Raw genomic sequence first — 13,357 nt, 5'->3', positions numbered from 1 at the left:
CACCCCAGAACCCAGCCGATAACCTGCGCGCCAAGCTGTCATCGCGACGCTGGCGCATGGGAGGGAGGCTGCAGATTGCAGAACCCATGCGCGCACTTTGGATCGAGGACCACCAACTGATCGGCGACTCGCTGGAGCTCTTGCTCCAGGTCGTGCTTCCCGATCTCTCGCTGGACAAGGCCAAGACCCTGGCCAGCGCGGAACAGTTGGTGGCCTCGATTCCCTTTCAGCTGGTGCTGCTCGACTGGTGGCTCGAGTCCACGGACGGGGCCGCCGCCATCCAATCCTTGCGCCAAGCCGGCTGCACCGCGCCCATCGTCGTCGTTTCGGGCGACGACCGCGAGGCCGTGATGCGCCAGGCCTGGGCCTTGGGCGTGGCCGGTTACGTGCGCAAGTCCGCCGAGCCGCAAGAGCTGATCGACACCCTGAGCGCCGTGCTCGCCGGCCAGCGCGCCGCGCTGCCGCCCTCGGTGGCGGCGCGCGACGGCCTGCCTGCCCTGGACGTGGCCACCCTGTTCCCCGACCTGACGCCCCGCCAGGCCGACGTTTACCGCGCCATGGTGCGCGGCGCCTCGGACAAGCAGATTGCCCGAGAGCTGGGCATCGGCGAGAGCACCGTGAAGAGCCACGTGCGCGTGATCCTGCAAACCTTGGGCGTGGGCAAACGCGGCGAAGCCGCGCACCTGGCACGCGGCGCCCAGCCGTGAGCGCCAGCGCCACCCAACACGCCGCAGCCGAAGCGCAGCAGCTGCGCGCCGAGCGGGTGCGCCAGGGCCTGGAGCAGGCCCGTCGCGTGCGCCTGCCGCACACCGTGGCCGAGCTGGTGGTGGCCTGGGTCACGATCGCCCTCGGGCATGGCGAGGTGCTTTGGATCTACCTGCCCTACATGGCCTTGGTGGTGCACGGGCGGGGCAGCCTGCTGGAGTGGATGCACGAGGACAAGCGCTTCAGCGACGCCGAGGTCATGCGGGTCATGTCCCTGTCGCCCATGCTCATCGCCGCGGGCTACGTGGGCCTGGCCCTGGTCCTGTTCCAGGAGCCCCTGCAGCCGCTGCACTACCTGTTTTCGATGGTGATCACGGGCGCGGCGGCGGGGGCCGTGGCGCCGGCCGCCGGCGACGTGCGCGGCTACGTGGCCTACGCCTCGGTGCGGGGCATCGGCCACGCCTCGGCCTGGCTGATGGCCGGGGGCTTCGGGGCCTGGCTGCCCGCGGTGCTGGTGTTGGTGCTCTTGGCCTCGCTGACGAACTACGTGCGCGACCAGGGTCGCGCGCAGCTGGCGCTGTTGCGCACCAACGTGCGCCTGAGCGAGGCGCATGCGGCGGCCGAGCGGGCCAACGAGGCGCGCACGCGCTTTTTCGCCGCCGCCAGCCACGACCTGCGCCAGCCCCTCACGGCCTTGGCCTACAACGTGGCCACCATCGAGGCCTTGGCCAAGCTGCGGGAGGATGCCCAGCTCGGTCGGGTCGGTCAGGGCTTGCGGCGCTCGCTGGGCGAAAGCCAAATGCTGCTCAACAGCCTGCTGGAAATCTCCCAGTTGGACGCCGGTGCCGTGGAAGTGGCCCGCGAGCCCTTTGACCTGGCCGAGCTGGTCACCGGCGTGACCCAGGGCCTGCGGCCCTTGGCGCAAGAGCGCGGCCTGACCCTGTGGGCCGAACTGCCACCCCAGCCTTGCTGGGCCCGGGGCGACGCGGCCCAGCTGCGCCGCGTGCTCAGCAACTTGGTGGGCAATGCCATCAAGTTCACGCCGCAAGGCGAGGTGCGCCTGGAGCTCAGCACCCGCGGGCAGGACGCTTGGATCGCGGTGCGCGACACCGGCCCGGGCATCCCCCGGGAGCTGCAAGAGCGGGTGTTCGAAGAGTTCTTCCAAGTCGGCAATCCAGCGCGGGACCGCCAGCAAGGCCTGGGCCTCGGCCTGGCCATCGTGAACCGCCTGGCCCACCTGATGGACGTCCCCTTGACCCTTGAAAGCGAGCCCGGCCAAGGCTGCTGCTTCCGCCTCAAGTTGCCCCTGGCGCCCACCCCGGAGATCAGCGCCAGGGCGGCCAGCCCCAGCGGCCTGATGCCCCTGGACGGCCCCAGCGCCCCCCGCCTGCAGGTGCTGTTGGTGGACGACGAGGCCCCCATCCGCGAGGCCTTGGGCCTGTACCTGGAAGCCCTGGGCTGGACCTTGCACGCCGCGGCCGACGGCGACAGCGCCTTGGCCCTGTGGGCCGCGGCCCAGCGCGTGGACGCCGTGGTGCTCGACTTCCGCCTGGGCGGGGGCGCCACGGGCCTGGACGTGCTGCTGCGCCTGCGCGCAGCCGGCTGCCAAGCACCGGCCTGGCTGATCACCGGCGACACCGCCCCCGAGCGCATCCACGCCGCCAAGGAAGCCGGCCTGCCCGTGTTCTACAAGCCGGTGGAGGGTCGCGAGTTGGTGGGCGCGATCCTGGCCAAGGTCAACGCGGCAGCGAGCGGCTGATCAGGCCGATCGACACCCAGTACAGCGCGTGGATGGCCAAGCTGGCCAGTGGCACGCCCCCGCCGAAGCGGTCCACGGCCAGCAGGGTGTCGGAGGCCAGGAAGAGCGCGCCCCCCATCGCCGCCCAGCACGCATCGCGCTCGCGCGAACGCCACCACCAGGCCGCGCCCTGCCCGGCCATGGCCACCAGCACCGCCACGTAGATGACCACCGGCGCGCGCAGGTCCCCTGGCAGGCCCGGCCAAATCACCCAAGCCAGCACCGCCGCGGCCAGCGCCCCGTAAGCCAGGAAGGGCCTCCATGGCGCCCCAAAACGGCTGCGCACGGCCATGCTGCGCACAAAGGCCAAGTGCGCCAGCAGGAAGCTGACCAAGCCGGGCAAGAAGCCCTGCGCCGGCCACAGCAAGGCCACGTCGCCCGCGAGCGAGGCCACCAGACCGACCCGAAGCCAACGCCGCTGCACCGGCTGTGTTTCGCCACGCGGCCAGGCCCACGCGATGAGGGCCAGCGTGGCGGCCGGCTTGGCGATCCAGCGCAGGGGCTCGGGCAGCAGGCCCAAGTCGGCCCCGATGAACAGGGCGGCGTTCAGCGCCGCCGCCCCCAACCACAGCATCGACTTCATCCCTTCTCCTTGGGCGCCTTCGCCTCGCGCTCGGCCACCTGCGCCGCCATGCGGGCGCGCAGCTCGGCCAGCGCGGCACGCGGGTCGGCGGGCTTGGGCACGTCGTCCAGGCGCATTTCGTCCACGAAGCGGCTGGGCCGGGCGATGACCATCTCGCGCCCGCGCTTGCGCCGGCGCAGCACGCTCACGCCCAGGCTCTTGCGAGCGCGGGTGATGCCCACGTACATCAGGCGCCGCTCCTCGGCCAAGCCCTCGGGGGTGATGGCCTCCTCGTCGCGCGTGAAGGGCAACAGGCCCTCGTTCACGCCGGCCAGCACCACGTGCGGCCACTCCAGGCCCTTGGACGCGTGCAGGGTGCTAAGCGTCACCTGGTCCTGCTCTTCGTCGCGCTCCATCAAGCTCATGATGACGCTGATGCTTTGCGCCACGTCGAGCACGCTCTGCTCGGGGTCGTCCTCGTCCCGCCCGCCGCAGCGGCGCGCCACCCACTCCACGAAGTCGAGCACGTTGCTGTAGCGCGAGGCGGCGCTGGCTTCTTCGACGTGCTGCAGGTGGGCCTCGTAGTCCAGCTCCTTGAGCCAGTCGAGGCACAGCTTCATCGCCGCGTCCTTGCCCACCGCGGCTTTGGCGCGGGCCTGCAGGTCGTGCACGGTGCGGCCGAACTCGTGCAACCCGTGCACGGCGCGGCTGCTCACCGCCGCCTCCAGGCTCTCGTGGAACAGGGCCTCGAACAGGCTGATCTTGCGCGCACCGGCAAAGGCCCCCAAGGCCGCCAAGGTGGTGTGGCCGATGCCCCGTTTGGGCGTGGTCACCGCGCGCAGAAATGCCGGGTCGTCGTCCTCGTTCACCAACAGGCGCAGCCAGGCGCACAGGTCCTTGATCTCGCTGCGATCGAAGAAACTCTGCCCGCCGCTGACCTTGTAGGGGATCTGCGCGCGACGCAGCGCTTGCTCGAACACGCGGGCCTGGTGGTTGGCGCGGTAGAGGATGGCGCAGTCGCTCCACTTGCCATTGGCGCCTTCGGCGTTGCGCTTGCTTTGCAGCCGCGCCACCGCGCGCTCCGCCTCGTGCTGCTCGTCGTCGCACTGCAGCAGGGCCACGGGCTCGCCCTCGCCCAGGTCGCTCCACAGCTTCTTTTCAAACAGCTTGGGGTTGGCGGCGATGACGTGGTTGGCGGCGCGCAAGATGGCGCTGGTGCTGCGGTAGTTCTGCTCCAGCGCGATGACCTTGAGGCTGGGGTAGTCCACGCCCAGCTGCTTGAGGTTGTCCAGCGTGGCGCCGCGCCAGCCGTAGATGCTCTGGTCGTCGTCGCCCACCGCCGTGAACACGCCCTCGGGGCCGACCAGGGCCTTGAGCAGCGCGTACTGCACGGCGTTGGTGTCTTGCACCTCGTCGATCAGCACGTGCTTGAACTTGGCGCGCCACTTGGCCTGGGCGATGGGGTCGGTCGTCAGCAGCTTGAGCGGCAGGCCGATGAGGTCGTCGAAGTCCACCGCCTGGTAGGCGGCCAGTCGCTCGGCGTAGGCACGAAACACGATGGCCGCCTGGCGCTCGGACTCGCTCTCGGCCGCGGCCAAGGCCCCATCGGCGTCCAGGCCCTCGTTTTTCCACAGCGAGATCTGCCACTGCCACAGGCGGGGCAGCTTGGCGTCGGTGGTGTTGGCGCAGTCGCGCAAGATGCCCACCACGTCGTCGCTGTCCAAGATGGAGAACTGGGGCTTCAGGCCCAGGCGCTCGCCCTCTTCGCGCAGCAGGCGAACGCCCAGGGCGTGGAAGGTGGCGATGGTCAGCGCCTTGGCGGGCTTGGCCCCCACCAACTCACGGGCGCGCTCGCGCATTTCCTGCGCCGCCTTGTTGGTGAAGGTGATGGCGGCGATGGCGTCGGCGCGCATCCCCTGCTGCAGCAGGTGGGCGATCTTGTGCGTGATCACGCGCGTCTTGCCCGAGCCGGCGCCGGCCAGCACCAGGCAGGGCGAATGCACGTGCTGCACCGCGCTCATCTGCGCGGCGTTGAGCCCCGGGCCGGCCATCAGGCGCTCGCCGGCTCAGGCGGGGGCGGCACCGGCACAGCGGGCGGCGGCGGCGTGCGCAGGCCCAAGCCCAGGCAGACCAAGGTGCCGTACAGGAAGGCCAGGCGCGCGCCATCGACCAGGCTGTCGAACAGGCCCACCAGCATGAAGCCGAGCAAGGCCCCGGCCAGCGCGGGTGCCAGCGGGTGCCCGGCGGCATTGCCCCAGCTCACCCGCCCCAGGGCCAAGGCCCACAGGCCCAGGCTCAGCACCAAGCCAATGCCGCCCTGCTCGAAGTACCAGTGCAGCGGCAGGCTCTTGGCGTGCCAAGGCAGGTGGTGGCGGTCGCTGCTGAAGAACCAGTGCGCCATGCCGTCCTCGAAGCCGCCGTTCTTCAGCAGCTCGCGCCCGTCGCTGCCCTGGAGGCTCACGCCGGCGATCTCCACCTTGGTGCTTGGGGTTTCGACAGCCAGCGACAGGGCCAGCCCGCGCTTGGGCCAGCCGCGCTGCCCCAGCTCGCCATTGCCGCCCAGCTCCAGGGTGACCCAGCGGAAGCCCTCGCTGGCCGGCAGCTCGGCCTGGCGCGTGCGGCAGGCCTCGGTGTAGATCAGGTGGCGCTCGCACACCTCGCCCAGCAGCTTGAGTTGCAAGGGGTTGCGCACCAGCACGCGCAGGCGCAATCCCGGCGGCGCGTCGTTCACGCGCTGGGTCAGGCGCAGCATCTCGCCCCAGCCCAGGGTGTGGCGACCGGCGCTCAAGGCCACGCGCGGCGGGGTGCCGCCGAGGAAGCGCACGTCGCCGATGCGCTCTTCCACCGGGGCGTTGTTGGCGAAGTGGGGCAGGTAGCGGCCCGCGCCCACGCCGATCCACTCGCCGCCGGCCACGTCGGCCATGGCCAGGCCGCGAGACCAGTGGGCAAAGCGCCCGTCCAAGTCTTGCGACACCGTCGACGAGCGCTCGGCGATGTAGCTGCCCCCGGCCAGGGCCGCCACGATGGCGCTGGCCCCCAGCATGGCGCCCACGGCCAGCATGCGCGGCCGCCAGCCCAACTGGCCCAGCACCTGGCCCACGCTGCCGCCTTGGCTGAGCGGCCATGCCAGGCTCAGCACCAAAAGCGGCAGCCAGGCGCGCTCCACCGCCGGCATGCCGCCCCAGTTCCAGGCCACCACGCCGGCCAAGCCCACGGTGGTCAGCCAGGCCATGGCGCGCAGGCTGTCGCCCAGGGGCGTGCGCCAGGGGTGCCGGCCCGACCAGGCCGCCCGGGCCAGCACCACGCTCAGCAGCCAGGCCAGGGCGTAAAGCCCATAAGCCAGCTTGTTGACCCAGGTGGCCAGCAAGGCGCCCAGGCCCACGAGGGGCACGGCCATCACCAGGCCCAGGCCCCAGCCGAGCAAGCGCTCGCGGCGGTCGCCACCGGCATGGCCCACGGGTTGCAGCATCAGAGCCACCATGGCCCCACTGACCGCCAGCAGGCCGCGGTAGCCGCTGTTCGGGAACATCTGCCAGGCCACGGCGGCGCCCAAGGCCACCAACAGGCCCAAGCCGAACAGGCTGCGCCCGGGCGGCATCAGGGCCTGGGCCGGCGCGGCGGGCCACACAGCCCCCGGCGCGGGGGCCGGGGCGGCCTGCGCGCGCGACTGCTGGCGCATCCACAGCGCCAAGGTCAAGGGCAGGGCCAGGGCCGCGGCCAGGTAGAGACCGCGCGAGAAGGTGGTGATCAGCGCGTACAGGCCCAGCAGCAACAGGCCCATGGCCCAGGCAAAGCCCAGGCGGCCGCGGGCGCGCAACAAGGCCAACAGCCCGAAGGGCAGGCTCAGGGCCAGGGCCCCGTCCAGCGCGGCGCCGCCCACGTGCATCTCCCAGAAGACGCTGGTCGTGCGGTAGTCGGTGCTGAAGTTGCTGAAGCCGGTGAAAGCCAGGCGTTCCCACAGCGCCCCCAGGCTGACCACCAGCAGCACGCCGCACAGGCCCACGCCCAACGCGGGCGTGAGGGTTTGCGGGGCGCGGGTCGCCGCGCGGTGCCACAAGGGCAGCATCAACAGCAGCGCGAGCACCGGCTTGCCCGCACGCAGGGCTTGGCCCGACTCCCAATAGCCCTGGTAGACGTACAGGTCCAGGCCGCCGGCGTCGGTCACGCCGATGAACACGCTCAGGGCCGTGGCGGCGGCGGCCAGCACCATCAGCGCGACGGCGGACGCCCGCCAGCGCAGCGCGCGACGCCACACCGCCTGCACCGGCGGAGGCGTGTGGCGGTGGGGGCCCGCCCAGGCGGCATAGCCTCCGGCCGCGCTGGCCAGCACCAGCAGGTCCCACTCTTCCAGCCACAGCCAGCCCGTCCAGGGCGCCAGGCCGATCAGCGGCACCAGGGCCAGCATCCAGCCCGGCCAGGTGGTCCAAAAGTAGCGGGCCAGCAGGGCCACCAGCAGCACGGCGGGCACGGCCCAGCCAGCGCCCAGGGGGTGAATGGCGGCCAGGTACAAGGCCAGCAACAGGCAGGGCGCGGCCACCAGCCACGCGAGCGGGGCCCAACGGTCGGGCGCGGCGCCACGCCGGCCTGAAGACGCGCGGGGGGACGGGCTGGCGAAGGCCGACGAGGTGGAGCTGGACCGGCGTCGACGACGCCGGCGTTCTCCCTCGCCCAAGGTCGTCTCGGGGTTCATGCGTCGATGATAGTCAGCGGCCCCGGCCGCTCGGCGCTCAGCGCCGCCACCACCACCAAGCGCCTGCGCCCAGCGCCACGAGCAGGCCCAGCGCCACGCCCCACACCCAGGGAGCCGGGCCACGCGGGGTCGGCGCGGGGGGCGCGACCGGCGGGGCCTTCGGCGCCGGCTGCGCCACCGGCGCCCGCAGCGGCCGCGGGGCGGGCGCAGCCGCCTTGGGCGGGGCCGCGGTCGGCAAGGCGTCCAGGGGCGCCGGGCCGCTGCCGGCCGGCACGCCCCCGGCGTCGTCCAGCCAGGCTTCGATGGCCTCGGCCAAGCTCACCAAGTCCTGCGGCCGCTCGGCCGGGTCCTCGGCCACGGCGCGCTGCAACAAGGCGTTGAGCGCGTCGCGCGACTCCGGCTTCAGGCTCAGCCACTGCAGCAGGGTTTGCGACGGGGTCAGGCTGCCGTCGGCGTCGGGCCGCCAGCGCCCCGTGACCAACCAGCCGGCCAGCTTGCCCACGCGGTAGGCCTGGTCGGCCGGGCTGCCCGCGGCCCCGGGCACGGTCTGCGGGCTTTGCAGGGGCTGCGCGGCGCGGCAGATCTGCCCTTGCAAACCGCCCAGTTGCAAGGCGTCGGCTTGGGTGCGAACCAAGGCCAAGGCGTGCAAGCGCAGTTGCTGCTGCGGCCCCACCCACAGCAGGCTGGGGTCGAGTTCGACCAGCGACAGGCCTTGCTGCTGCGCCAGCAGCAGCAGCTCGCACAGCTGCATGACCCATTCGAGGCGGCGGCGCAGGGAGGCGTCGCCCAGGCCCTCGGTGAGCGGGGTGCCCGACAACAAGGGCATCACCACGTAGGGCTGCTGCTGGGCGTTCATGCCCGAGTCCAGGGGCCAGGCGATGTCGGGGTGCGTCCAAGGCTGCCCCTCGGTGCCGGCCATGCGCAGCAACACGGCACCGGCATCGGCGGCCTCGGCATAGACCAGCAACAGCACCTGCTGGCCCGACTTCTGGTGCGACGCGCGCCACCAGTGGCCCGACGGGGCCTTGGCAAAGGGTTGGTCGAGCCGCCAGACGCCCAGTCGGTCGCCGGGCTGGCCCAAGGTTTCGCTCGCTTTCATGGGGCGATGTTAGGCGGCGGCACCCGCGGCGCCTGTAACCATCGCGATACTGGCGGGATGCTGGCGGTGTTGGGCCTGTGCCTGCCCTTCTTTTTGTTGATCGGTCTCGGCCACGCGGTGGGCCGGCGCAGCGCGTGGGCGCCTCAAGCCCTGCCTGGGCTCAACAGCGTCGTGATGCTCTTCACCCTGCCGGCCCTGCTGCTGCTCATGGGGCGCGACTGGGCGCGCCAGGGCTTCGAAGGCGCGGCCCTGCTGCCGGTGTACGCCCTGGCGAGCATGGGCGTGGTGGCCAGCGCCTGGGCCTTGGCCGGCCGGGCGGGCTTGGCCCCGCGGCCCCGCGGCCTGGCCGCCTTGATTGCCGCCTTCCCCAACACGGGCTTCATGGGCCTGCCCTTGATCGCCGGCCTCCTGGGCCCCAGCGCCGCGGCGCCGGTGGGGGCCACCATCGTGTTCGACCTGGTGCTGACGACCACCGTCTGCCTGGTGCTGGGCGGCGGCACGCCCGTGCAGGGGCTGCGCCTGGCGGCCCGCAACCCCCTGCCCTGGTCGGTGCTCGCCGGCATGGTCTGGGGCCTGAGCGGGTGGGGGCTGCCGGCCCCGATCGAGCGCTCCCTCGCCTTGCTGGCCCAGGCGACCACGCCCCTGGCCCTGATGTGCCTGGGCCTGGCCCTTGCCCTGCAGGCGCCGGCCCCGCGCTCGCCGCTGGCGGGGCAACTGACCGCCGTGAAACTGGTGCTGCACCCCCTCTTGGCCTGGCTGGGCGGGCAATGGGCCCTCGCCCAAGGGTGGATGAGCGCCCAGGCCGCGGCCGTGCTGGTGCTGGCCTGCGCCCTGCCCAGCGCGGCCAACGTGGCCCTGCTGGCGCAGCGGCTGGATGCCGACGACCCCGCGGTGTCGCGCACCATCCTGGGGTCCACGGCCCTGGCCGTGCTGACCCTGCCCCTCTTGGCCTGGGCCTTGGGGGTGCGGCTGTGAACCTGCGCTGGCTGTTGGCCCTGTGCGTGGGCACTGCCTTGACCCTGGGCGCCGCGGCCGAGGGCTACCGCCAGCCCTCGCCGGCCGTGCGCGCCGCCCTGGACGCTCCCTTGCCCGACCGCCTGCAGGCCTCGCCCGACGGGCGTTGGCTGGCCTTGGTGGAGCCCCGCCGCTACGTGCCCCTGGCCGAGTTGGCGCGGCCAACGCTGCGCTTGGCCGGCCTGCGCTTCGAGTCCAACAACCGCAGCGGCCTGCCCAGCACCGCCGTGCAAGGCTTGAGCCTGCGCGCCACAGACGCCCGGCCGGGCAACGAGCGCCACGTCAACCTGCCGCCCGGCGGCACCTGGCACAGCTTCCAGTGGTCGCCCGATGGGCGGCATTACGTGCTGCAGCGGCGCACCGCGTGGTCCACCGAACTCTGGGTGGGCCGAGCGGCCCTGGGCGACCCCCAGCCCGTGCCCGGCCTGCGCTTGAACAACGTGCTCAGCGATGGCGAGTGGGTCTGGTGGAACGCCGGCGAGCTCCTGGCCCTGGCCCTGCCCGCCAACCCTGGCCCGCCGCCCAAGGAGCCGCTGCCCGCGCCCGAGTCGCAGGAGCACAGCGGCCGCGGCACGCCCGAGCCCCCGCACACCGGCCTGCTGCGCAGCGCGCACGACGAGGCCCTGTTCGAACACCAGGCCCGCAGCCAGGTGGTGCGCGTGAACCTCAACAGCCTGGGCTTCAGCCGCCTGGGCGAGCCGGGCCTGTTCGCCAGTCTCACCGTGCTGGGCGAGGGCCAGGCCCTGCTGACCGAGCGCTTGGTGCGCCCCTTCCCCCGCCTGCTCACCTGGGACGACTTTCCCCAGGTGGTGGAGGTGCGCAACGCGCAGGGCCGCGTGCTGCGCGAACTGGCCAAGGTGCCCTCGCGCCAAGGCGTGCCGGTGGACGGCACCCTGCCCGGCCCGCGCGTCTTCTATGGCGCACCCACCAAGGACGCGAGCATCTACTGGGTCGAGGCCTTGGACGGCGGCAACCCGGCCAACAAGGTGGCCTACCGCGACCGGGTGATGCGCCTGGACGCGCCCTACACGGGCGAGCCCGAAGAGATCCAGCGCATGCCGCACCGCTTCGCGCGGCTGCGCTTCCTGGAAGACGGCGCGCACGCCCTGCTCAGCGAGATCGACCGCGCCCGCGGCAGCACCCGCACCTACCTGTTGCCGCTGGACGGCACGCAAAGCCGCGCACTCTTCGAGCACTCCCTGCGCGAACGGGCCCGCCACCCTGGCGTTCCGCTCATGCGCACGGCGCCCAACGGCCACCGGGTGGTGCATACCGCCCCCGACGGCAGCTTCTGGTTCGTCGGGCAGGGCTACACGGCCCGCGGCGAGCGCCCCTTCCTCGACCGCTACAGCCTGCGCGACGCGCCCGTGCAGCGCGTCTTCCAGGCCGATGGTCAGTTCGAGTTGCCACTGCAATGGCTGGACGCCAAGCGCCTGCTCACCCAGGTCGAAAAGCCGCTGGAAGCGCGGCAATGGGGCGTGCGCCAGGCTGGTGCCTGGAGCCCGCTCACGGCGCCGCAAGAGCCCCCCGCGCCGGTGCGCGCGCTGCGCCGCGAGTTCGTCAGCTTCAAGCGCGACGACGGCGTGGACATGAGCTTCTGGGTCGTGCTGCCGCCCGACTGGCAAGAAGGCCAGAAGCGCCCGGCCCTGGTGTGGGCCTACCCGCTGGAGTACACCGACGCGCAACTGGCCAGCCAGCAGGCCCAGCAAAGTGAGCGCAGCCAGTGGCCGCCCCCTGGCAGCCCGGCGTGGTTGGCCTTGGAAGGCTACGTGGTGATCTACGACGCCACCATGCCCATCGTGGGCGACGCCAAGACGGTCAACGACAACTTCCTCGAGCAAATCCAGCGCAACGCCCGCGCCATCGTCGAGAAGGCCGAGGAGTTGGGCAGCGTCGACGTGCGCCGCATGGCCATCGGCGGCCAAAGCTACGGCGCCTTCATGGCCGTGAACCTGCTGGCCCACACCAAGCTCTTCAAGGCCGGCATCGCCCGCAGCGGCGCCTACAACCGCACGCTCACGCCCTTCGGTTTCCAGAGCGAGCGGCGCAACCTGTGGGAAGCCCGCGAGGCCTACCTGCGCCTGTCGCCCCTGCTTTTCGCCAACCAAATCAAGGACCCGCTGCTGTTGCTGCACGGCGAGCAGGACCCCAACAGCGGCACCCCGGTGCTGCAAAGCGAACGCCTGTACCACGCCCTGGCGGGCCTGGGCCAAACCGTTCGCCTGACCGTCCTGCCCCTGGAAGGCCACGCCCTGGCCAGCCGCGAGGCCGCGGGCCAGGTGCAGTGGGAAATGGCGAACTGGCTCAAGCGCCACCTGGGCGAACCGAAGGGGCGCTGAACCCTTTCAGGGCAACCATTCGGCCACGGCGTCCCAGGCCTCGGCAGGCACGCGCCCTGCAACGCGCAACCGCTCTTGCCCATCCGGGCCAAACACCAGCGTCAATGGCAGCTGTGGTGGCCGAGCGGCCAAGCTGTCTTGGAACCCCGGCGCCCCAGCCCATAAAGCGATGCCGCGCTGCACCGCCTTGGCTTGCGTGATGGCCTGCAAAGCCTCGTACCGGCGCCAATCGTCTTCTCGCCGATCCAGGCTGACCATCACCAGGCCGAACGGCTTGTCGCTCCACCCGGCCAGGTTCTGACGCAACTCCGGTAGCTTGTCCCGGCACACCGCGCAGTCGGTCGACCAGTACACCACCATCACCACCCGGCCCCGCTGACGCGCCAGGTCGAAGCGGTCACCGCGCAGGGTGGGTCCTCGCAGCACAAAGGCCGGGACGGCCGGCGTAGCGGACCAGGCCGCCGAGGCCCAAGACACGGCCCCCACACTGAAGGCCTGGGCCACCCATCGGCGACGGCTGAACATGAACCCGGGCATGAGGCGCTCCTCGGACGAAAGTCCCTCTGTCGCGCGTTCCCCCGTGTGCCTTACAGCGGCTCTCCCACCATCAGCCGGCGAGCCCCCGGGCCCCGAACGGCCACCGCGTCGCCCGGGTTGTAGAGCGCACAAGCCTTGAGCGACAAACAACCGCAACCGATGCAGCTGCCCAAGGTATCGCGCAAGCGCTGAAGCAGCGCCAGGCGGTCGTCGAGCAAGCCTTGCCAGTGCCGCGCCAAGCGCTCCCAATCGGCCTTGGTCGGGGTGCGGTTTGCAGGCAGATCCGCCAAGGCCTGTCGCAACTCCTCCAGGCTCAGGCCCACTTTTTGGCCGGCTCGCAAGAAGGCCACCCGCCGCAGCGTGTCGCGCGGGTACTGACGCCGGCCGCTGGCGCTGCGACTTCCCTGAATCAAGCCTTGGTCCTCGTAAAAGCGCAGGGCGCTGGCCGCCACACCGGAACGGCGCGCCAACTCGCCAATTGGCATCGGGGTGGATGCCGTGCTGTGCGCGTCAGGCGGTAACTGCGTGCCGTTGTTGTCGGGAGTCTGCATGGGGCCCTTGACTTCAAGTTCACTTGAACTTGCACGATAGCGCCACTTCCTCGTTTTCGGAG

Annotated in this window: 10 protein-coding genes; 4 read left to right on the top strand and 6 right to left on the bottom strand. The window is 71.9% G+C overall.

Annotated features, from left to right (window positions below; translation table 11 throughout):
• Positions 1-86 precede the first annotated feature (86 nt).
• Positions 87-707 (top strand): response regulator, encoded by a 621-nt coding sequence (locus tag EOD73_RS08615; protein ID WP_164846006.1) that lies wholly within the window; start codon positions 87-89, stop codon positions 705-707.
• Positions 704-2,464: an ATP-binding response regulator gene (locus tag EOD73_RS08610; protein ID WP_127682592.1), complete on the top strand. Its 1,761-nt coding sequence runs from the start codon at positions 704-706 to the stop codon at positions 2,462-2,464. Before EOD73_RS08615 ends, EOD73_RS08610 begins: the two co-directional genes overlap by 4 nt.
• Here the strand turns inward: EOD73_RS08610 and EOD73_RS08605 are convergent.
• Genes EOD73_RS08605 through EOD73_RS08590 form a run of 4 tightly spaced genes read right to left on the bottom strand, consistent with a single transcriptional unit; the run spans position 2,442 to position 8,854 of the window.
• Positions 2,442-3,086, bottom strand: a complete 645-nt coding sequence (locus EOD73_RS08605) for a lysoplasmalogenase (protein ID WP_127682591.1) — start codon at positions 3,084-3,086, stop codon at positions 2,442-2,444. The genes EOD73_RS08610 and EOD73_RS08605 overlap by 23 nt on opposite strands.
• Entirely contained in the window at positions 3,083-5,116 is a 2,034-nt protein-coding gene (locus EOD73_RS08600; protein WP_240660651.1) for an ATP-dependent helicase, read from the bottom strand. The genes EOD73_RS08605 and EOD73_RS08600 overlap by 4 nt, the downstream gene beginning before the upstream one ends.
• Positions 5,116-7,755, bottom strand: coding sequence for a hypothetical protein (locus EOD73_RS08595; protein ID WP_127682590.1), 2,640 nt, complete (start codon positions 7,753-7,755; stop codon positions 5,116-5,118). The genes EOD73_RS08600 and EOD73_RS08595 overlap by 1 nt, the downstream gene beginning before the upstream one ends.
• Before the next feature lie 37 nt (positions 7,756-7,792).
• Positions 7,793-8,854, bottom strand: coding sequence for a serine/threonine-protein kinase (locus tag EOD73_RS08590; protein WP_127682589.1), 1,062 nt, complete (start codon positions 8,852-8,854; stop codon positions 7,793-7,795).
• A gap of 57 nt (positions 8,855-8,911) precedes the next feature.
• On the opposite strand from EOD73_RS08590, the gene EOD73_RS08585 reads away from it, so the two are divergent.
• Positions 8,912-9,829, top strand: a complete 918-nt coding sequence (locus EOD73_RS08585) for an AEC family transporter (RefSeq protein ID WP_164846005.1) — start codon at positions 8,912-8,914, stop codon at positions 9,827-9,829.
• Positions 9,826-12,207, top strand: a complete 2,382-nt coding sequence (locus EOD73_RS08580) for a S9 family peptidase (protein ID WP_127682587.1) — start codon at positions 9,826-9,828, stop codon at positions 12,205-12,207. Before EOD73_RS08585 ends, EOD73_RS08580 begins: the two co-directional genes overlap by 4 nt.
• 6 nt (positions 12,208-12,213) lie before the next feature.
• On the opposite strand, the gene EOD73_RS08575 is transcribed toward EOD73_RS08580, so the two are convergent.
• Positions 12,214-12,744, bottom strand: a complete 531-nt coding sequence (locus EOD73_RS08575) for a TlpA family protein disulfide reductase (protein ID WP_127682586.1) — start codon at positions 12,742-12,744, stop codon at positions 12,214-12,216.
• A gap of 50 nt (positions 12,745-12,794) precedes the next feature.
• Positions 12,795-13,229 (bottom strand): redox-sensitive transcriptional activator SoxR, encoded by a 435-nt coding sequence (gene soxR, locus EOD73_RS08570; RefSeq protein ID WP_127682978.1) that lies wholly within the window; start codon positions 13,227-13,229, stop codon positions 12,795-12,797.
• Positions 13,230-13,357 lie beyond the last annotated feature (128 nt).

Origin of the sequence: Inhella crocodyli (assembly GCF_004004565.1) — a bacterium.
GTDB classification, from domain to species: domain Bacteria; phylum Pseudomonadota; class Gammaproteobacteria; order Burkholderiales; family Burkholderiaceae_C; genus Inhella; species Inhella crocodyli.
The sequence above is the reverse complement of the archived record's forward strand: the minus strand, read 5'-3'. Positions and strand labels throughout refer to the sequence as shown.

Bases quoted from the DNA above. Each gene is read 5' to 3' on its own strand.
- EOD73_RS08615 (WP_164846006.1), top strand. From the start codon at position 87: ATGCGCGCACTTTGGATCGAGGACCACCAACTGATCGGCGACTCGCTG.
- EOD73_RS08585 (WP_164846005.1), top strand. From the start codon at position 8,912: ATGCTGGCGGTGTTGGGCCTGTGCCTGCCCTTCTTTTTGTTGATCGGT.
- soxR (WP_127682978.1), bottom strand. From the start codon at position 13,229: ATGCCAATTGGCGAGTTGGCGCGCCGTTCCGGTGTGGCGGCCAGCGCC.
- EOD73_RS08595 (WP_127682590.1), bottom strand. From the start codon at position 7,755: ATGAACCCCGAGACGACCTTGGGCGAGGGAGAACGCCGGCGTCGTCGA.
- EOD73_RS08590 (WP_127682589.1), bottom strand. From the start codon at position 8,854: ATGAAAGCGAGCGAAACCTTGGGCCAGCCCGGCGACCGACTGGGCGTC.
- EOD73_RS08605 (WP_127682591.1), bottom strand. From the start codon at position 3,086: ATGAAGTCGATGCTGTGGTTGGGGGCGGCGGCGCTGAACGCCGCCCTG.
- EOD73_RS08575 (WP_127682586.1), bottom strand. From the start codon at position 12,744: ATGCCCGGGTTCATGTTCAGCCGTCGCCGATGGGTGGCCCAGGCCTTC.
- EOD73_RS08600 (WP_240660651.1), bottom strand. From the start codon at position 5,116: ATGGCCGGCCCGGGGCTCAACGCCGCGCAGATGAGCGCGGTGCAGCAC.